At 54.7% G+C, this 17,191-nt stretch carries 18 protein-coding genes; 6 read left to right on the forward strand and 12 right to left on the reverse strand.

Translation table 11 applies throughout. The features are described 5' to 3' along the window. Positions 1-202: 202 nt before the first annotated feature. Entirely contained in the window at positions 203-2,224 is a 2,022-nt protein-coding gene (locus tag HNR65_RS00145) for an ATP-binding protein (RefSeq protein WP_181549427.1), read from the forward strand. Between the two features lie 14 nt (positions 2,225-2,238). On the opposite strand, the gene HNR65_RS00150 is transcribed toward HNR65_RS00145, so the two are convergent. The 3 genes from HNR65_RS00150 to map all read right to left on the reverse strand — a co-directional run bounded on the left by HNR65_RS00150 (position 2,239) and on the right by map (position 4,908). Continuing rightward, positions 2,239-3,015, reverse strand: coding sequence for a YkgJ family cysteine cluster protein (locus HNR65_RS00150; protein ID WP_181549428.1), 777 nt, complete (start codon positions 3,013-3,015; stop codon positions 2,239-2,241). Beyond that, entirely contained in the window at positions 2,999-3,949 is a 951-nt protein-coding gene (locus tag HNR65_RS00155; protein WP_181549429.1) for an amidohydrolase family protein, read from the reverse strand. The genes HNR65_RS00150 and HNR65_RS00155 overlap by 17 nt, the downstream gene beginning before the upstream one ends. 74 nt (positions 3,950-4,023) lie before the next feature. Further along, a complete protein-coding gene (gene map, locus HNR65_RS00160) occupies positions 4,024-4,908 on the reverse strand; it encodes a type I methionyl aminopeptidase (RefSeq protein WP_181549430.1) in 885 nt (294 codons plus the stop codon). A 221-nt stretch (positions 4,909-5,129) separates the two neighbouring features. Here map and HNR65_RS00165 point away from each other — a divergent pair, with 221 nt between their 5' ends. Next, positions 5,130-5,306 (forward strand): hypothetical protein, encoded by a 177-nt coding sequence (locus tag HNR65_RS00165; protein WP_181549431.1) that lies wholly within the window; start codon positions 5,130-5,132, stop codon positions 5,304-5,306. A gap of 54 nt (positions 5,307-5,360) precedes the next feature. Here the strand turns inward: HNR65_RS00165 and polA are convergent, their stop codons facing one another. The 4 genes from polA to HNR65_RS00185 form a co-directional block, all read right to left on the reverse strand. Beyond that, a complete protein-coding gene (gene polA, locus HNR65_RS00170) occupies positions 5,361-8,042 on the reverse strand; it encodes a DNA polymerase I (RefSeq protein ID WP_181549432.1) in 2,682 nt (893 codons plus the stop codon). A 28-nt stretch (positions 8,043-8,070) separates the two neighbouring features. Continuing rightward, positions 8,071-8,697 (reverse strand): HAD family hydrolase, encoded by a 627-nt coding sequence (locus tag HNR65_RS00175; protein WP_181549433.1) that lies wholly within the window; start codon positions 8,695-8,697, stop codon positions 8,071-8,073. Between the two features lie 9 nt (positions 8,698-8,706). Further along, on the reverse strand, positions 8,707-9,099 hold the full coding sequence (locus HNR65_RS00180; RefSeq protein WP_181549434.1) for a hypothetical protein: 393 nt from the start codon (positions 9,097-9,099) through the stop codon (positions 8,707-8,709). 117 nt (positions 9,100-9,216) lie between these two features. Beyond that, positions 9,217-9,447, reverse strand: coding sequence for a hypothetical protein (locus HNR65_RS00185; protein WP_181549435.1), 231 nt, complete (start codon positions 9,445-9,447; stop codon positions 9,217-9,219). 123 nt (positions 9,448-9,570) lie between these two features. Between HNR65_RS00185 and HNR65_RS00190 the strand changes: the two genes are divergently transcribed. Then, a complete protein-coding gene (locus HNR65_RS00190; protein WP_232364593.1) occupies positions 9,571-10,737 on the forward strand; it encodes an AI-2E family transporter in 1,167 nt (388 codons plus the stop codon). Then, positions 10,734-11,900, forward strand: coding sequence for an MFS transporter (locus HNR65_RS00195; RefSeq protein WP_232364594.1), 1,167 nt, complete (start codon positions 10,734-10,736; stop codon positions 11,898-11,900). Before HNR65_RS00190 ends, HNR65_RS00195 begins: the two co-directional genes overlap by 4 nt. 8 nt (positions 11,901-11,908) lie before the next feature. Here HNR65_RS00195 and mltA read toward each other — a convergent pair whose 3' ends face one another. From mltA to mobA, 5 genes are read right to left on the reverse strand one after another with little or no spacing between them, the layout of a single operon-like run. Further along, entirely contained in the window at positions 11,909-13,132 is a 1,224-nt protein-coding gene (gene mltA, locus HNR65_RS00200) for a murein transglycosylase A (RefSeq protein ID WP_181549436.1), read from the reverse strand. Beyond that, positions 13,116-14,414: a DNA recombination protein RmuC gene (locus HNR65_RS00205; protein ID WP_181549437.1), complete on the reverse strand. Its 1,299-nt coding sequence runs from the start codon at positions 14,412-14,414 to the stop codon at positions 13,116-13,118. Before HNR65_RS00205 ends, mltA begins: the two co-directional genes overlap by 17 nt. 19 nt (positions 14,415-14,433) lie before the next feature. Next, positions 14,434-14,937: a cyclic pyranopterin monophosphate synthase MoaC gene (moaC, locus tag HNR65_RS00210; protein WP_181549438.1), complete on the reverse strand. Its 504-nt coding sequence runs from the start codon at positions 14,935-14,937 to the stop codon at positions 14,434-14,436. A 22-nt stretch (positions 14,938-14,959) separates the two neighbouring features. Beyond that, entirely contained in the window at positions 14,960-15,319 is a 360-nt protein-coding gene (locus HNR65_RS00215; protein ID WP_181549439.1) for a molybdenum cofactor biosynthesis protein MoaE, read from the reverse strand. Positions 15,320-15,323: 4 nt separating this feature from the next. Beyond that, on the reverse strand, positions 15,324-15,938 hold the full coding sequence (gene mobA, locus HNR65_RS00220) for a molybdenum cofactor guanylyltransferase (RefSeq protein ID WP_181549440.1): 615 nt from the start codon (positions 15,936-15,938) through the stop codon (positions 15,324-15,326). Between the two features lie 152 nt (positions 15,939-16,090). Between mobA and pyrR the strand changes: the two genes are divergently transcribed. Together pyrR and HNR65_RS00230 are read left to right on the forward strand one after the other, a co-directional pair. Continuing rightward, complete coding sequence (pyrR, locus tag HNR65_RS00225; protein WP_181549441.1) at positions 16,091-16,630, forward strand: bifunctional pyr operon transcriptional regulator/uracil phosphoribosyltransferase PyrR; 540 nt, start codon at positions 16,091-16,093, stop codon at positions 16,628-16,630. A gap of 40 nt (positions 16,631-16,670) precedes the next feature. After that, positions 16,671-17,174, forward strand: a complete 504-nt coding sequence (locus HNR65_RS00230; RefSeq protein ID WP_181549442.1) for a MogA/MoaB family molybdenum cofactor biosynthesis protein — start codon at positions 16,671-16,673, stop codon at positions 17,172-17,174. The last annotated feature ends 17 nt before the right edge of the window (positions 17,175-17,191 follow it).

Raw genomic sequence — 17,191 nt, forward strand, 5'->3', positions numbered from 1 at the left:
CTGTTTATACGCCATTTATTGTCCCAGGGCAACAAGGGATAAGGGATTTAAAATCCAATAAAAAGATTTTGACCTTTGCTGCGTTTTTAAGATAAATTTATTTTTTAATGCATATTTCTAAAAATAAACCTCAGCAGATAAATGCGCCTTTCTGTCACCTGCATCCCACAGGCAGCCAACATGGCACTGCCAGAGGAGATCCATGAAGCTGAACCGTGATCCCAAACCGCCCTTTCCAGACATTTCCGAAAACACCAATCTGCTTATACTGCTCATCGACAGCCAGCGGCGGGTACAGAATCTGATCATGCCTGAAAACCCGGATTCTCGCGAGCCTTTGGACGACATGGGCGGAAAGCCGCCGGGCGAGGTTTTGTGCTGCTGTAATGCCGAAGATTATCCAGAGGGGTGCGGAAAAACCCCTGCCTGCGGGCAATGCGAAATCAACCAGGCCATCAGAGAAGCCATGGAGCGCCGCGCCGCCTGCTACCGCCGCAAAGCCCGCCTTAACAAGCAATCCGAAGAGACCCGGTTTAGCTGCACGGTTTTTGTCTCCACCATGTGCATTGATAATGGAGAAAACCAGGCCGATCCCCGCATACTCATGTGCGTGGAGGAAACCCAGCAACTGAAACAGGCCATGACCGAGATTGCTGAACAAAAAGCGCAGCTGAGCAGCCTGTTTCACACATCTCCCATCGCTCTGGGCTTCGTGGAGCCCATGATGGAAAACGAGATTGTCCGGGACCGGATCATCCGGGACGTCAATGAACGGCTCTGCGAGATGACGGGATACCGGCGGGATCAGCTGGTGGGAAAAAGCGCCCGGATTCTGTACCCGGAAAAAAGGGATTACGACCGGGTAGCTCTGGAGATACAGGAGCAGATTGCACAAAAGGGCCTGGGCACGATGGAAACCAGATGGCAGACCAAAAACGGCCAAAGTTTGGAAATTTCCCTGAGATCCGCCCCCATTGATCCCCGGAACCTGTCCCTTGGCCTGAGTTTTACCGGCATGGACATCACGGATCAGAAACAGGCCGAAAAAGAGCGCAAAAAGCTCGAAGAACGGCTGCGGCATAGCCAGAAACTGGAAGCCGTGGGCAAGCTTTCAGGCGGAATTGCTCATGAATTCAATAATCTGCTCCAGATCATCAACGGTTATGCAGATCTTATGGCCGATGAACTGGAACAGCACCACCCGAGCCGGGCGTGTTTAAATGAAATCAGCGCCGCCGGCAGCCGGGCAGCGGACATGGTCCGCCACCTGCTGGCATTCAGCAGAAAGCAAATCATGCAGATGAAAGAGGTAGAAATCAACGGGCTCATTGAGAAAACCATATCCATGCTGCGGGGTCTGATCGGAGAAAAAATCGAAATCGACTATATCCCGGGGCGGCACGTGGGCCGGGCACACCTTGATGCCGCCCATATCCAGCAGGTGTTGCTCAATTTATGCCTCAATGCCAAAGATGCCATGCCCGAAGGCGGCACCGTAACCATTGAAACCGAAAATGTGCTCATCAACGGCCAGTACTGCCGGACCCATGAATGGGCCGAACCGGGACGGTTTGCGCTGATCAGCGTCACAGACGCAGGCTGCGGCATGGATTCCCAAACAGCCGCCAGAATTTTTGAGCCGTTCTTTACCACCAAACCACGGGAGAAAAACAACGGTATGGGTCTGTCCACAGCTTACGGCATCATCTGCCAGCATCAGGGCATGATCAATGTCTACTCCGAGCCGGGCCGGGGCACCATGTTTAAAATCTATCTGCCGGTAACCCAAAGACGGGCAACGGATGTGGAGGTCAACCTCCAGGGGCGGGTAAAGGGCGGTACCGAAACTCTCCTGGTGGCAGAAGATGATAAAATGGTCTGCGACTTGATGCAGACCGTGCTAAGCCGGGCCGGATACAAGGTCTTTTGCGCAAAAGACGGCGAGACAGCCATTGAATTGTTTACCCAAAACCGTGACAAAATCGATCTGGCGGTTCTTGACGTGGTCATGCCCATAAAAGACGGCCGACAGGTTCATGACGCCATCAAGGAATTCAGCCCGGATTTCCGGGTACTTTTTTCCAGCGGATACAACGGAAACGCCATTCATACCAATTTCGTACTCCACAAGGACATGCAGCTTCTGCAAAAGCCCTTTACCACCGATGAACTGCTCAGAAAGGTCCGGGCTTTGCTGGATGCCGAAAAACCGCCGAAACAATAGGGCTGAAAAAACGACTACCCGGTCTTTGCTTCCGCCAATGGACCTTTTCCGGTCAGCAGAAACTCGATCCAGTCAAATCCCAGCCCCATCAGATCCGTATCCCGGGCTTCAACTGCAGCCTTCCGGCTGGCGGGGATATCAAATCGCTTTAAAAACGAGCTGGAAAACACAAACTCCCTGAAGCGGTCCGGGTTAAAGGCGGCCATGAAAACCATTTTTACGGCCGGATTCTCCAGGCCTTTGGCTCCCCAGGGATTGGCGCGCAGCAAAGCATCAATGGCAGCCCAGCGTCGATTGTGTTCAATAAAGGGACCCAACTCCTGGTCTGCGATCCACTGTTCCACGCTCTGGTACGGGTCCTGCTCATGACCCTTGCAGTAAGGATGGCGCACGACAAAATACCGATCCGGCCGGCGCCCGTCCATGTCCCTGGAAAGGGCGGGTTCCAGCGGATAGGCGCGGCATGAAAAAGGCCGGTCCGCATAAACCGTGCATCCCTGCCCGGTTAAAAAGGAACACGGACGGTCCTGTTTTTGGCTCATTTTAAGCATTACGTGCGGAAACCAGGGATTGTCGCGCACGGCCGTATAGGTATGGGTGTCAAGAAAGGTTTCCGAATCCATTGCCAGCCGGGATTTGAGCCGGATGATATCATAGGGATACAGATACATGTCCGGATTTTTGCAGCAGCGGGTAAAACAGGGCACCCCCGGGTGACAGGCAAAATAAAACCCGCCGCCGGTCACTTCGGTGCGGCTGCCGTATACAACCTTGTCAGGCGATTGTTTCATAAGCCTCAGATTCGTTGAAATTCAAAGAAATGCCATAAAAATCCCGGGCGTTTTTCCACATGAGCCGGGCCAGAAAATCCCGGGAAAAACCGGCTGCGGCCAATTCTTTCAACTCCCGATCCCAGGCATAGGGGATGTTGGGAAAATCCGATCCGTACAAAACCCTGTCTGCGCGCATCTCCGAAAGCCTTACCGGGTTGTCAATGGGTAAGTAATCGGTAACCGCCATGGCCGTGTCCAGCCAGAGCCGGTCGCTGGATTCAATGAGCCGGGCATAGGCGGAAAACTCGTCAGCTCCGAGATGGGGCACGCAAAGCCGTAGATCCGGATGGGTGTCAAGCATTCGGTCAATTTTTTCCACCGCGCAGATTTCATAAGGATCACAGGCATAGGCCGGACTTTTGGGCTCTCTTCCGGCGTGGATGAGCAGGGGCTTTTTGGCCCGGCTGCAAACACGGCAGATCTCGTCCATTTCCGGGCTGTTTAAGTCAAAGCACTGGACATGGGCGTGCAGTTTGACCCCAGCCAGGCCGGCGTCAAAGGCTTTTTCCAGGATTTTGGGCGCATCCGGCTCTCCGGGAAAAACCGAGGCCAGACCAGTGACCCGGCCCGGATAATCCCGGCAGATATCAACCATGAATCGGTTTAGCGCCTCTGCAATGCCGGGCTTGTGCGCATACTGCAGGGCCACCACATGCCCCACCCCGCGGGCCAGCAGAAAATCGAACACCGACCTGGCATCGAGCCGGTAGCGTATGGGCCAGGCATGGGCGTCAAACCATTTCCAGACGGCCGAAAAAACGGCCTGGGGAAACACGTGCACATGGGCATCGATCACAAAACCCGCCTCCTGTGGAACCCGCTGGCCCTCGGCATCGTTTAGCGCGGGCATGTTGGCCATATTGGGCGCTGATTGTCCGGATCCGGTGCTCATTGGCGGCTGACCGTTTCTTTCTGCCAAGCTCGGCTGCTTTTTTTTCTGCGGCATTGTTTTTGTAGCACTTCAGATCACAGGGAATACGGGGTCAGACTTTCAAACCCGTCTTCTGTAATCACAAAGGTCTGCTCAAACTGGGCGGACAGTTTGCGGTCCGCGGTCACGGCGGTCCACCCATCATCTTCCACAAACAGCTTGGCCGTGCCCAGGTTGATCATGGGCTCAACAGTAAAGACCATTCCCGGCACCAGCACCACGCCCTGGCCTTTTTTTCCGTAATGGGGCACCTGGGGCGGTTCATGGAAATCAAAACCCACGCCGTGGCCCACAAACTCTCTTACCACGGAGCAGCCGCGGCCCTCTGCATATCGCTGGATGGCCCATCCGATATCGCCGATGGTGCGATCCGGGGCCAGCATGTCCATGGCCGCTTTCAGGCTGCCGGCGGCCACGCCCACGATTTTTTCCGCATCCGTTCCCGGGGTGCCCACAAAAAAAGTTTTACTGGCATCCGCGTAATAGCCGTTATAAATATGGGTGATATCCACATTGATGATATCGCCGTCCTTTAGCACGTAATCGCCGGGGATGCCGTGGCAGATCACCTCATTGACCGAGGTGCAAACGCTTTTGGGGAAGCCGCGGTAGTTGAGCGGGGCGGGGACGGCATTGTTGGCCATGGCATGGTCGTGGACCAGGGTATTGATCTCCTCAGTTGTCATGCCGGCTTTGAGTTCGGCTTCCACCCGGTCCAGTCCCTGGATCACCAGCCGGCCGGCAGCCCGGATGGCCTCGATGTCTGCTGGCTGCTTGAGCTCGATGTTGTATTTCTGGCGGTACCATTTGCCAATATCAACGGGATTGGCATTTTGTTTGCCCATGCAGCATTTCTTGTATTTTTTGCCGCTGCCGCAGGGACAAGGGTCATTTCTGCCGATTTTGGTCATGTTTTTCATTGTCTGTTATCCGCATTGGCCAGGCCGGGCTGATTTTCATGGATTTTTCAAAGCCGGCAGCCCGTTTTTTCCAGCATTCATCCAATTGGCTTAAATCACAAGGACTTTATTATTAATCCAGGCAACCCTGCCTGTCAAGCAATTGCACGGCAAGGTCTTTTCTGGTATAAAAGGGATTGTTGCAATCTGCACTTCCAAACCCTGTTAAACAAGGCCGGATCATGAAACAAGACGAACTGATCTTAAAGACCGTCAAGGAAATCGTGGTCAAATTCATCGAGGTGGGAACGGTTTCACCTTCGAGTTTCCATGACCATTTCCGCAATATATACAGAACCGTGGAAAAATCGGTGCATGAAACCCATTCGGAAAAACCCGGCCAATCCCGGTCTGAATAATCCGCCTCCCGCATGCGCAACCGGAGGGCATTGATGAATATTTGCCTGCGATGATCAGTGGGCTGCCGCCCAGTTGCTGCCCACGGCCATATTGACCTTCAAGGGCACGGAGAGTTCGGCGATATTTTCCATGATCTGCCGGACGCGCTGCTGAACTGTTTCCAGCTCATCTTCGGGCACTTCGAATACCAGTTCGTCATGCACGGTCAGCAGCATGGCCGTTTTCAGACCCTGTTGTGAAAGATCCGCATCCACTTGGATCATGGCCAGCTTCAAAAGATCCGCCGCCGTGCCCTGGATAGGCGTATTAATGGCCGCGCGCTCGGAAATCCCGCGCATATTGGCGTTTTTGCTGTTAATATCCGGGACATGGCGGATCCGTCCGAACCGCGTGGAAACCCGCCCGGTTTGGCGGGCATCTTCAATGGTCTGATCAATGAACCTTTTCACCCCGTTGTAGCGCTCAAAATAATGATCAATATAGGTTTGCGCCATTTTCCGGGTGATGCCCAGCTCTTTGGACAGGGAATAGGCCCCCATGCCGTAGATGATACCGAAATTGATGGTCTTGGCCTGCTGGCGCAGTTCCGCGTTCACGTTTTGCGAATCCGTGAAAAACACCTCTGCCGCGGTTCGCGCGTGGATGTCTTCATCATTGGCAAATGCCGAAATCAGAATTTCATCGCCTGAGTAATGGGCCAGCAGACGAAGCTCGATCTGGGAATAATCGGCAGCCAGGAAATGCCAGCCCTGTTTGGGAATAAACGCCCGGCGCACATCCCGGCCCGCCTCAGTGCGGATGGGAATGTTTTGCAGATTGGGATTGGAACTGCTCAGCCGGCCCGTGGCCGTTATGGTCTGGTTAAAAGAGGTATGAATCCGACCGGTTTCCGGGTTAATCAATCCGAAAAGCGCATCCACATATGTGGACTTGAGCTTGGCCAGCATCCGGTGGTGCAGCACCAGCTCCGGCAGTTCATGGTGCCGGCACAGGGCGGTGAGCACCTCCACATCCGTGGAATAACCGGTTTTTTTCTTTGTTTTTTTCTGGGTGGGAAGACTGAGCTTGTCAAAAAGAATACGGCCAAGCTGCTGGGAGGAATTGATGTTGAATTCCTCACCGGCCATGGTGTAAATATCGGCTTCAATTCGCTCAAGCTCCCGGGCCAAATCCACGGACATGGCCTGCAGCCGGTCTTTGTCCACCCGGATACCGGTTTCCTCCATTTTCACCAGCACCGGCACCAGCGGCAGTTCAATGCCGGACAAAAGTTCGGACAGGCCCGCGGATTCAAGCGTGGGAGAAAGCTTGAAATAAGCGGCCAGGGTAATGTCTGCATCCTCGCACGCATAGGTCACCGCCTTTTCCACAGGCACCTGGGCAAAGCTTTCCAGCCTGGCTCCCTGTGCTGAGATGACCTCGTCATAGGTGATCATACGATGATCCAAATAATCCATGGCAATCTGGTTTAATCCATGAGCCCGCTTTTCCGGGTTGATCAGGTAGGAGGCCAGCATGGTGTCAAAGATCACGCCAGCCAGATTTGCCCCGCTGCGGCGCAGAACCGTCCAGTCATACTTGATGTTCTGGCCGATTTTTCCGATTTCCGGGTTTTCCAGCACCGGGCCAAGCCTTTTTAAAACCTCGGTTTTTGAAAGCTGGGAGGCGGCATCCGGACCGGTGTGGCCGCATGGGATGTAATAGGCAGAGTCGGCTTCCATGGCCACGGAAATGCCCACCAGGTCTGCGCGCACCGCCTCGGTTGAAGTGGTTTCCGTGTCAATGGCAAAAAAGGGACTTTTTTCCAGTTTTTCCGCCAAGGCCTCAAGGGCGGCGGCATCGCGCACCACACGGTAATCCTTGGCAGACAAATCCGAGACCACGGGATAGTCCTCCTGGAGCTTTCGAAACTCCAGGTCCCGAAACAGCCGGGCCAGATGGTTGGCATCCGGGGCTTTTTTGGCCAGATCCCCGGGGTTGAAGGCAATGGGCGCATCCGTGACAATTTTGGCCAGCTTCCGGCTCAAAAACGCCTGATCCTGAAATTGCTCCAGTTTCTCCCGCTGCTTGCCCGCACGGATTTCATCCAGGCGGGCATAAAGTTCGTCCATGCTCCCGTAGGTTTGCACCAGTGTGGCAGCGGTCTTGGGCCCGATTCCGGGCACGCCCGGAATATTGTCGGAAGAATCTCCGGCAAGACCCTGAAGATCGAGCATCTGGTGCGGCTCAACGCCCTTTTCAGCCAGTACGCGGTCCCTATCGGTGACCTGGTCCTTCATGGGATCCCACATGGTGACCTTGTCGGTAATCAGCTGGATCATATCCTTATCCCCGGTCACCATGACCACTTCAAATCCCGCCGCCTCTGCCTGTCGGGCCAGGGTGCCGATGAGATCATCTGCCTCATAGCCGTCCATGAGGAAAACCGGGACGTTAAAACCTTCGGTGATCTCGTGGATTACCGGTATCTGCATGGCCAAATCTTCGGGCATCTCGGGCCGGTGGCCCTTGTAGTCCGGGTAGAGTTCATGGCGGAACGTGGGTTTCCGGCTGTCAAAAACCATGGCCACGTATTTGGGGTCCCGGTCCTGGATAAGCTTGATCAGCATCCGGGCAAACCCGTAGGCCGCATTGGTGGGAAATCCCCTGGAGGTGGAAAGGGACCGGATGGCGTGATAGGCCCGGTGAATGTAGGTGCTGCCGTCGACCAGATAAATGCGTTGTTCATCGCTCATGGGCTGTGTCCGGATCTTTTTTGCCGGGTTATTGCTGCCGGCTGACTATGATGGACTTGATCTCTGATAACCGGTCAATGTAGTAGTCCGCAGAAAGCCCGGGATTGCGGCAGGCGGCAAAGACCACGCCCGCAGCTTCGGCCGCGTATTGATCCAGTTGCGAATCGCCGATGTAGAGCACCTCTCGGGGGCCGGCCCGGAAACGCTCCATGATGGAACAGAGCTGCTCAGGGTGCGGTTTTGGGTTGGCGACGTCCATGGCCGTTACCACCAGGTCAAAACAATTCTCCAGGCCGTTTTCTTCCAAAACCCGGTTCATGGTATCCGAGCGGTTGGTGGCCACGGCGGTTTTCAGAACCTTTCTGCACCAGCAAAGCACGTCCTTTAAGTCCGGGGCCATTTTCATGTAACGGATGTAAGGGCCGTAGCCCCTTTTTCTGCGAAAGGCCTGGGCTGCGGCAAATTCGCCGGGATCCGGGAAAAGATGGGCTATGGCCTTATCTGCGGTGTGCATCTGGCAGTAGGCAAACTGCGCCCCGGTCATGGGCGGTTTTGAAAAATGGGCCAGGATATCGTTGTAATAGGCCTGGTTGGCCGCTTCAGTGTCAAACATGACCCCGTCGCAGTCAAAGGCCGCAACCTTCAATGCTGTCATGCTTTACCCTTACTGTCTGTTTTTTCCCGGTCCCGCGGGCCGGAGCAAACCCGAAACCACAATGGAAATGGTGCCGGCCACATCACTGTCTGTTTTCAGAAAAACAGTATCATAAAACCGGCCGGGTGTGTCCCGCTGGTTTTCCACGTGCAGGGCATAGCCATTTTTGCCGTTTTCCCGGATCTGGTTCAGGCGATAGTCGATATCCACCCCCCGGGCTGCGGATAGCCCGGTAATGTTGAGGCCTTTATCAGTTTCCGGAAAAATTTTAACGGTTTGGGCAATGCTTTCCCCCTGCCTCCCCTTTAAAATCACCCTACGGGGGGAAACCGTGACATAAGCCTTTACTTTGCCGTAAATCCTTAACTCAAGCTGCGGATTTTCCGAATCACTGGTATCCACCTTTATGGTTTTGCTCAGATCATGGCCAGCATTGCCGGAACTTGTGGTGACCTGTACTTTTAATTTTCCCTCCTCGCCGGGAAGGATGCGGCCGGGCTTTTCGACCGTGGCACACCCTCACCCGGTGCGCACAGACCCGATCTCCAGGGGCGCATCCCCCTGATTGGCGATAACAAAGGAATGAATGATCTTTTCACCGGCATACACCGCGCCCCAGTCATGCACGGCATTTTCCACCACTGCCCGGGGCCGGGAGGCATTTTCCTGCGCCGGCACTGGGGCCGGCATGCAAAGGGCTGCTGCTACAAGGGCAATCAATGCGGTGCCCAGTATCCGATACTGCAGCATATTGTATTTCCTTTCATCATCAGATAATGCAAAACGCTTTGAAAGCGTCCGGACCTTTTCCATGGGTAATACGGAATCCCGATGTCAATGTCAAGGCCTGCCGGGCAAAACCGGATACAGGGCTTGCCGCATGCCCGCCTTTCTGATACGAATCTGAATATCCTGGAGATATGGACAACCTCTGATCCGGAGACAAAAGACATCATGGAAATCCAATCCGCCCTTTCACGGGAAATCCGTTTCATGATTGCAGCCGCCTGCTTTGTGGTGATCGTGGCGGGAATGCGCGCGGCTGCCGGAATCCTGGTGCCGTTTCTGCTGTCGGTATTCATTGCCATCATTTTCACGCCCCTGCTGTTCTGGCTTCAGAGAAAAAGACTGCCCAAAATCGCTGCCATCGGCGTGATCATGGCCATTATCATTGCCCTGGGAACGCTTTTGATCCAGTTTGTGGGCGGTTCTGTGGGGGAGTTCACAACCACCCTGCCCATATACCAGAAACGCCTGCTGGCCGAATCCTCAAAACTCATATCCTGGCTAAATAACCGGGGAATTGTGGTTTCTGAACAAATGTTTCGGGAATACCTGGATCCGGGCATGGCCATGCAGATGGTCTCCCGGACACTGACCGGCCTTTCCGGGGTTCTGACCAACGCGTTTTTAATCCTGCTGACCGTGATTTTCATCCTCCTGGAAGCCGCCCGGTTTCCGGAAAAAATCCGCTCCGCATTCAAAGACCCGGAAAAATCTTTGGCCAACTTCAGCCGGTTTACCAAAAGCGTCAACCGCTACCTGGCTTTAAAAACCCTTTTCAGCCTGGCTACCGGCATTTTCATCTGGCTCTGGCTGTCTGTACTGGGCCTGGATTTTGCCTTTCTCTGGGGTCTTCTGGCGTTTCTGCTCAACTATGTCCCCAATATCGGCTCCATTATCGCCGCTGTTCCCCCCATTCTGCTGGCTCTGGCCCAGCTGGGCGTCTGGCCGGCGGCCCTTTGCGCCCTGGGTTTTGTAGCGGTCAACGTGGTTATCGGCAACCTGCTTGAACCCCGGTTTATGGGAAGCGGCCTGGGCCTTTCCACCCTGGTGGTGTTTCTCTCCCTGGTATTCTGGGGCTGGGTGCTGGGCCCGGTAGGGATGCTGCTGTCAGTGCCCCTGACCATGATTTTTAAAATCGCTCTGGAAAACAGCCCGGAAGCCAGGTGGCTGTCTGTAATGCTCGACAGCGAGGCCACGGCTTCTGCGGATGCCAATCCAGATCAAAACGCACCGGTTTTGCCTGAAAGCAAATGATGTTTCCAAGCCAGAGACCTCCCATACCCCTGAAATACACCCTAAGCACCTTGTATTTTCTTTACTTCGGGGTACTGGGCATCTATCTGCCCTATTTCAACTTATACTGCTACCGGCTTGGATTTTCCGGGTTTGAAATCGGCTCCATTTCGGCCATGCGCACCCTTGCCACCGCCCTTTTCCCCCTGATCTGGGCCGCGCTGGCAGACCGGTTTTCCATGCGCCGGCCCATATTTATTTTCTGCCATTTTATCAGCACAGCCATATGGGCATTTTATCTGGTCTTCACCGATTTTGCCACCATGTTTGTGATCACCGCCTTTTACGGGGTGTTTTACGCGCCCTTGATTTCCTTTCTGGAATCATTTTCAATGGATCTGCTGGATACAGAGAAAAACCGCTACGGCAACCTGCGGGCCTGGGGGTCGATCGGCTTTATCCTTATGGTCACGGGCGTGGGCCGTGCCATTGACATTTTTTCCGTGCAAATCATCATCCCCCTGATCCTGATTGGTTCTTTGCTGCAATCCATCCTGGCCTTCAGGGTGCCGCCAACCACCAAAGGGAAAAAGCTCGATTTTTCCGCAGGCGCCCGGTATCTCTGGAACAAACGCGTGGTTTTTTTTCTGATGGCCGCGTTTCTGATGCTGGCCAGCCACGGCACATATTACGGATTTTTCTCCATCCACCTGGAAAACCTGGGATTTACAAGCACATTTATCGGTTTTGCCTGGGCCCTGGCCGTTATCGCCGAAATCGGGATCATGATTTACTCCAGGCCCATTTTCCAGCGATTTTCCCATGAACGGGTGCTCATTGCCGCATTTGCCTGTACCTGCCTGCGATGGTTTGTGGTGGCAGGCGCCCAATCGGCCTGGCTCATTATTGTCACCCAGATGCTGCACGCCTTTTCCTACGGCGCCTTTCATGTGGCCAGCATCCTCTACATCGACGAACTGACCCCGGCGGCGGCCAAGACCCTGGGCCAGGCGGTCAACAATGCGGTCACTTACGGCCTTGGGATTATGATCGGTTTTTTTGTCAACGGGATTTTTTTCGAGATTATCGGGGCGCCGGCCCTGTTTATGGCAAGCGGCGTGCTGGCATTGCTTGGCGGGCTGCTTATGGTATTTGAAACCGCCACCCGAAAGCAGGCGCCATAGGCGGGCCTTTATCCGGATTTTGGCAGAATCACCAGATAATAAATCCGCCCCCTGTGCTGCATGTGACCTGCGGCCATGCGTGCACTGGCCCCGGAGCCCCAAAACAGGTCTGCGCGGTTTTTGCCGGAAATCGCACTTCCCGCATCCTGGCTGCAGGCAAAGCGGCAAAAAGGCACCCAGTCATGCTTACGGCCGGCCGCATTTTTGTCTGTCGGCTTTTTTGCGCAAATAAACAAAAACGCCCCTGCAGGGGAAACATCCCGGTCCAGAGCCACTGAACGGCCGGGGGTCAGGTCCACGCCCAGAGAACCTTTCGGACCGCCCCGGCTTTTTTTGAAAAACACGTACCTTGGATTGGAAAACAACACTTCCCGGATGTCCCCGGGGTGTTTTTCAAGATAGGCGGCAATGGCCTGCATGGACATGTTGGACCGATCCATTTTTCCCTTGTCTATCAAATATTTGCCGATGCTTTTATAGGGCCGGCCGTTTGTGATGTCAAAGTGCACGGCAATCATGTCCCCGTCCCGCAGGCGAATCCGGCCGGAGCCCTGTACGTGCAGGAAAAACAGCTTTACCGGATCCGCCGCCCAGGCAATCACCTCCGCCCTGGATTGGAGCAGATCAGTTGTATCAATGGTGCGCCGGTCATAATAAGGAACCACCCGGCCGTCTGCCACACGGCCCACGGCGGACCGGCTGTCGCATCCGGCATCAAATGCCGACAAATCCAGCTCAACCAGGTCCTTTGGCCGGCCGTAAACCGGATATTGGAACAAGTCGGTCTTTTTTCTGCTGCCTTGGATCACGGGTTCATAATAGCCTGTAAACAATATCGAAACCGGTTCGCTTTGCTCAATGTGGGCATAGACCCGGGCATTTTCCCGTAAAAATTTCTGTACCGCCTCTGCAGAAGGCTTTTTTTCCATAAACTGATCAAACCGCCGCAATCCGGAGATCAGATCTTCCACCGTGTAAGCATCCGGGCCATAAGCCATCCTGCGGGAGGAGGGCAGTTTTTCATAATAGGCAATGGTTTGCCCGATGGCCCGGGATAGCCCGGCATAGCCAAGATCATCGACAAACACGGGATGTCTGGATGGGGACAATTCGGCCATTTGCGCGCTTGCCAGTGCCGGCAGTGCCCACAGGACCGCAAATAAGGCTGCGGCTATCAGCCGCTGAAACACAAAAACCGGGACAGATCGCCGGCAATTAGTCATCAGTGTCATTTTCCCCCGCGTTGTCCGTTTCCATCTGTCTGGCCTTGTTGTCCACCGGCCCGGGCGGATTTAAATCCTTTCGGTCATCTTCCACCACGCCCATTTCCCTGAAACGGCGGGCGGATACCAACACCCGGCGTTCCAGGGTACCAACGGTCTTGTTGTAAGCGGCAATGCTTTTGTCCAGGTCCCGCCCCAATTGGTTGAAATGCCGGACCATGGAGTAAATCCGCCCGTAAAGCTCGCTTCCCAGGTCAATGGCGGCCCTTGCGTTTTCCACCGCTGATTCCTGACGCCAGGAATAGGCCACGGTTTTGAGCAATGTGATCAGGGTGGTGGGCGTGGCCAAAATCACACCTTTGGCCGCCCCTTCCTCAATTAATCCGGGCTGGCAGGACAGGGCTGCGCTGAAAAAATTTTCCCCGGGCATAAACAGCACCACGAACTCGGGTGTGGGCTCAAACTGGCGCCAGTAAGATTTCTGGGCCAGACGATTCATGTGACTTTTGACCTGGCCGGCTTGGCGCTCAAGGGGTTGTTGCGTATTTTCCTCATCACCGTTATCCAGGGAATCGAGATAAGCCGACAAGGGCACCTTCGCGTCAATGATGACCTGACGGTTCCCCGGCAGCCGGACAATCATATCCGGCCGCAGCATCCCGTCTTCGCTGGCAGCAGTGGGCTGCTGGTAAAAGTCGCAATGATCCTGCATGCCCGCAATTTCGGCCACCCGGCGCAGCGTCATCTCCCCCCAGCGTCCCCGGACCTGGGGAAGGCGCAGGGCCTGCACCAGCCGTCCGGTTTCCCGCTGCAGATCCTGCTGGGTGCGGGCCATGGAGGAAACCTGCTCTGTGAGGCTTCCGTAGGCCTGCTGGCGGGCCTGTTCCATTTCCCGAACCTTTTGCTCGTATTTTTCCAGGGTGTTGACCAGGGGCTGGACCATATCGCCCACTGCCCTGCTGCGGCCTTCCATGTCTGTCTTTGCCGCGTCCAGGTACCGGGAAAACGTTGCTTTGGCCAGGTTCATGAACGCCTGGTTATTTTCCTGCAGGGCCTGCGCTGATAGTGCAGAGAAACTTTCCGCCATCCGGTCCCGGGCCTGCTCAATCATGGCTGACTTTTCCCGGGCCGCACTCAACTCCATCCGGCATTCCGTATATTGCTGGTGCAGATGATTGTGCCGGACACGCAGACGCCGAATGCGGATACCCAAAACGATCAAAACAGCCAATGCCCCGGCAATAAGGCCTGCGGCCAGATACAGAATTTCAACAGAAAAAGAAATGCGCATCAATGATTGCTCAAACGGATCATGCCTCAGAATCCTCCGGGATTTCGGGACTGCGGACAAAATGTCCGCTTTTTCCGCCGGATTTTTCCACAAGACACACCTTTGAAATGGTCATGGCCCGGTCATGGGACTTGCACATGTCATAGACGGTCAGGGCGGCAACAGATGCGGCCGTCATTGCCTCCATTTCCACACCGGTACGGTCGTCTGCCCGGACTGCGGCCCGGATTTCAAAACAGCCGGCATCCTTGTCCGGGTAAAAATCCACCTGCACGTGCCGGATACAGATGGGATGGCACATGGGAATAAGCAAATGGGTCTGCTTGGCGGCCATGACCCCGGCGATTCTGGCTGTTTCCAATACATTTCCCTTGCGGCTCTGATTGGAAACAATTTTTTCAAACGTGGCGGCCTGCATGGAAACCACGGCGCGGGCCACTGCAAGGCGGCAGGTGACATCTTTGCCGCTTACATCCACCATCCGCACCCGGCCCTGCTGATCCAGGTGGGTAAACTGGGCCATCTATAGCACCCTCCTGCTGTTTTTATTCATAATACTCGGTTTTGGCGGTCACGCGCTTTTTAACCGCATCGATCATCCGTGCCATGCAGTCCAGAACATTTTCCCGGAAATCGCCGGCCACGGCAATGAGCATGATATCATCGCCCACCGCCAGCTCGGTTGTTTCCGTTATTTCCACCAGAATTTCCACAATCCCGGGCTGCTGCTTCTCTGTATCAATGATCTCGTCAATCCGGTCCCGGTTGACTTCCAACCGCACCCCGGACACGGGGCGCCCATCGCGGGAAGTGGCCCGGACAACGCCGTGGTGGGTCAGGATCATGCCCACCCGGTCATAGTCCGCAGATGTCTTGATCTGGTTTATAAGCCGGTTTTGATCCATAGTGCTAAGATCCTTTTTTCTGTTTTTCCAGGCGGGATCTTGCTGTTTCCAGGTCCGCCGGTGTGTTGATATTAAAAAACGTATCCAGTTCCGGATCGGCCTCCATGACTTTTTCCGCCGGAATCACCTTGACCCGGAGATTTTCAAACACCCGCCGGATCTTGAATTTTTCCTGCCGGAGATGGCTTTCCACCACGGCAAGGCTTTGGCTGGCATACGCGGCACAAAGGGGTTCCAAGCCCGCAGGTGTCTGGGGCATGACCGCATCGACGCCCGGCTCCAGTTCGGATAAAACCAGTTCCACCACGGCTCTCCGGATAAAGGGCGTATCACAGGCCACTGCGAAAATATAGGGGGTTGGGGAATAAAACAGCCCGGCATGAATGCCGGTAAGCGAACTGCGCGCTGAAAACAAATCCGTCACCAGGCCGGCATCCCAGGGCAGGTAAGCCAGGGGATCATGTGTTATGATCAGCACCCGGGAAAACATTTGCCCAAGCAGGGCCGCAACCGGCTCTATCACGGGCCCGCCGTGCAGGTCCACAAATGCCTTGTTAATGCCGTTGAACCGGGAACTCCGCCCCCCGGCCAGAATCACCCCGCTGCAGGAAAGATCCATCTTATCTCCAGAAAAACAAAATCTTGATCTAATGGGCAGCAATAGTATAGACTGCGTTTATTTTCAATTGTTTTATGACAGACGGCCCGGTACATGGCCATCTGTCATATCCTGGTTGCTGAAAAAGAGCGGCTGAAAACAAGGACGCTTCAATGAACAATACCGGCAAAACCCTGTATCAGGCAGCAGACATCAAAGATGCGCTCGACCGGATGGCTGCAGATATTCTCAGTTCCCGTAAAGACGCAAAAAATCTAGCCCTTGTGGGGATCCACTCCAGAGGCGTATTTCTGGCAAAGCGGATCCGGCGGCAGATTGCCAACATGGCTGCCATGGACGTGCCTGCCGGGGAAATGGACATCAATCTGTACAGGGATGACTGGACCGGCATCAGCCATCAGCCCGAGGTGCGGTCTACGCGCATTGATTTTGATGTCAACCACAGGCAGATCATTCTCGTGGATGATGTTCTTTATACCGGCCGCACCATAAGGGCAGCCCTGGATGCGATCATCGACTTTGGCCGACCCGAACGCATAGAACTGGCCGTGCTCATTGACCGCGGCCACAGGGAACTGCCGATTCAGCCCGATTATACAGGTATGCTTGTCCAAACCCGCAAAACCGAAGCGGTCAATGTTTTGCTCACTGAATACGACAATGTTGACCGGGTGGACCTGATTGCCGGATAACCGTACGCCGGAGGCGTATTTCATAAGGCCAAAAATTCTCATGGGACGACAGCAGCATCTTCACCACGCACCAAAAAACATTGACATTGGCGTGATAACGGTCTCTACCACACGCACTGCCGATGATGACAAGAGCGGGCTGTGGATAAAAAAGCAGGCAAAAAAAGAAGGCCACAGGATTGCCCGCTATTGCATTGTATCAGACAGCCGGGAGCATATTGTCCGGGCAGTGGCCGACAGCGTCTCCGGTCATGGCTTGCATGCCCTGATACTGACCGGGGGTACGGGCATGGGTTTTGCCGATGTCACCATTGAAGCCGTCAGCCCCTTGTTTGACAAGGAAATGAGCGCATTTGCAACACTTTTCACCCAGCTCAGCTTTGAGAAAGTCGATTCCGCTGCATTGCTGTCCAGGGCCGCGGCCGGTATTGTCGGCAAAACCGCCGTATTCTGCCTTCCGGGGAGCCTCAATGCGTGCAAACTGGCCTGCAATGAATTAATTTTTCCGGAAATCAAACATATCGCCGCCCATCTCATCACATAGATCCAAGCGGCTCATAT

Source organism: Desulfosalsimonas propionicica (genome assembly GCF_013761005.1).
GTDB classification, from domain to species: Bacteria; Desulfobacterota; Desulfobacteria; order Desulfobacterales; family Desulfosalsimonadaceae; genus Desulfosalsimonas; species Desulfosalsimonas propionicica.

Bases quoted from the DNA above. Each gene is read 5' to 3' on its own strand.
- mltA (WP_181549436.1), bottom strand. From the start codon at position 13,132: ATGACACTGATGACTAATTGCCGGCGATCTGTCCCGGTTTTTGTGTTT.
- polA (WP_181549432.1), bottom strand. From the start codon at position 8,042: ATGAGCGATGAACAACGCATTTATCTGGTCGACGGCAGCACCTACATT.
- pyrR (WP_181549441.1), top strand. From the start codon at position 16,091: ATGAACAATACCGGCAAAACCCTGTATCAGGCAGCAGACATCAAAGAT.
- HNR65_RS00195 (WP_232364594.1), top strand. From the start codon at position 10,734: ATGATGTTTCCAAGCCAGAGACCTCCCATACCCCTGAAATACACCCTA.
- HNR65_RS00150 (WP_181549428.1), bottom strand. From the start codon at position 3,015: ATGAAACAATCGCCTGACAAGGTTGTATACGGCAGCCGCACCGAAGTG.
- HNR65_RS00145 (WP_181549427.1), top strand. From the start codon at position 203: ATGAAGCTGAACCGTGATCCCAAACCGCCCTTTCCAGACATTTCCGAA.
- HNR65_RS00205 (WP_181549437.1), bottom strand. From the start codon at position 14,414: ATGCGCATTTCTTTTTCTGTTGAAATTCTGTATCTGGCCGCAGGCCTT.
- HNR65_RS00230 (WP_181549442.1), top strand. From the start codon at position 16,671: ATGGGACGACAGCAGCATCTTCACCACGCACCAAAAAACATTGACATT.
- HNR65_RS00165 (WP_181549431.1), top strand. From the start codon at position 5,130: ATGAAACAAGACGAACTGATCTTAAAGACCGTCAAGGAAATCGTGGTC.
- mobA (WP_181549440.1), bottom strand. From the start codon at position 15,938: ATGGATCTTTCCTGCAGCGGGGTGATTCTGGCCGGGGGGCGGAGTTCC.
- HNR65_RS00215 (WP_181549439.1), bottom strand. From the start codon at position 15,319: ATGGATCAAAACCGGCTTATAAACCAGATCAAGACATCTGCGGACTAT.
- HNR65_RS00155 (WP_181549429.1), bottom strand. From the start codon at position 3,949: ATGAGCACCGGATCCGGACAATCAGCGCCCAATATGGCCAACATGCCC.
- HNR65_RS00185 (WP_181549435.1), bottom strand. From the start codon at position 9,447: ATGCTGCAGTATCGGATACTGGGCACCGCATTGATTGCCCTTGTAGCA.
- map (WP_181549430.1), bottom strand. From the start codon at position 4,908: ATGAAAAACATGACCAAAATCGGCAGAAATGACCCTTGTCCCTGCGGC.
- moaC (WP_181549438.1), bottom strand. From the start codon at position 14,937: ATGGCCCAGTTTACCCACCTGGATCAGCAGGGCCGGGTGCGGATGGTG.
- HNR65_RS00175 (WP_181549433.1), bottom strand. From the start codon at position 8,697: ATGACAGCATTGAAGGTTGCGGCCTTTGACTGCGACGGGGTCATGTTT.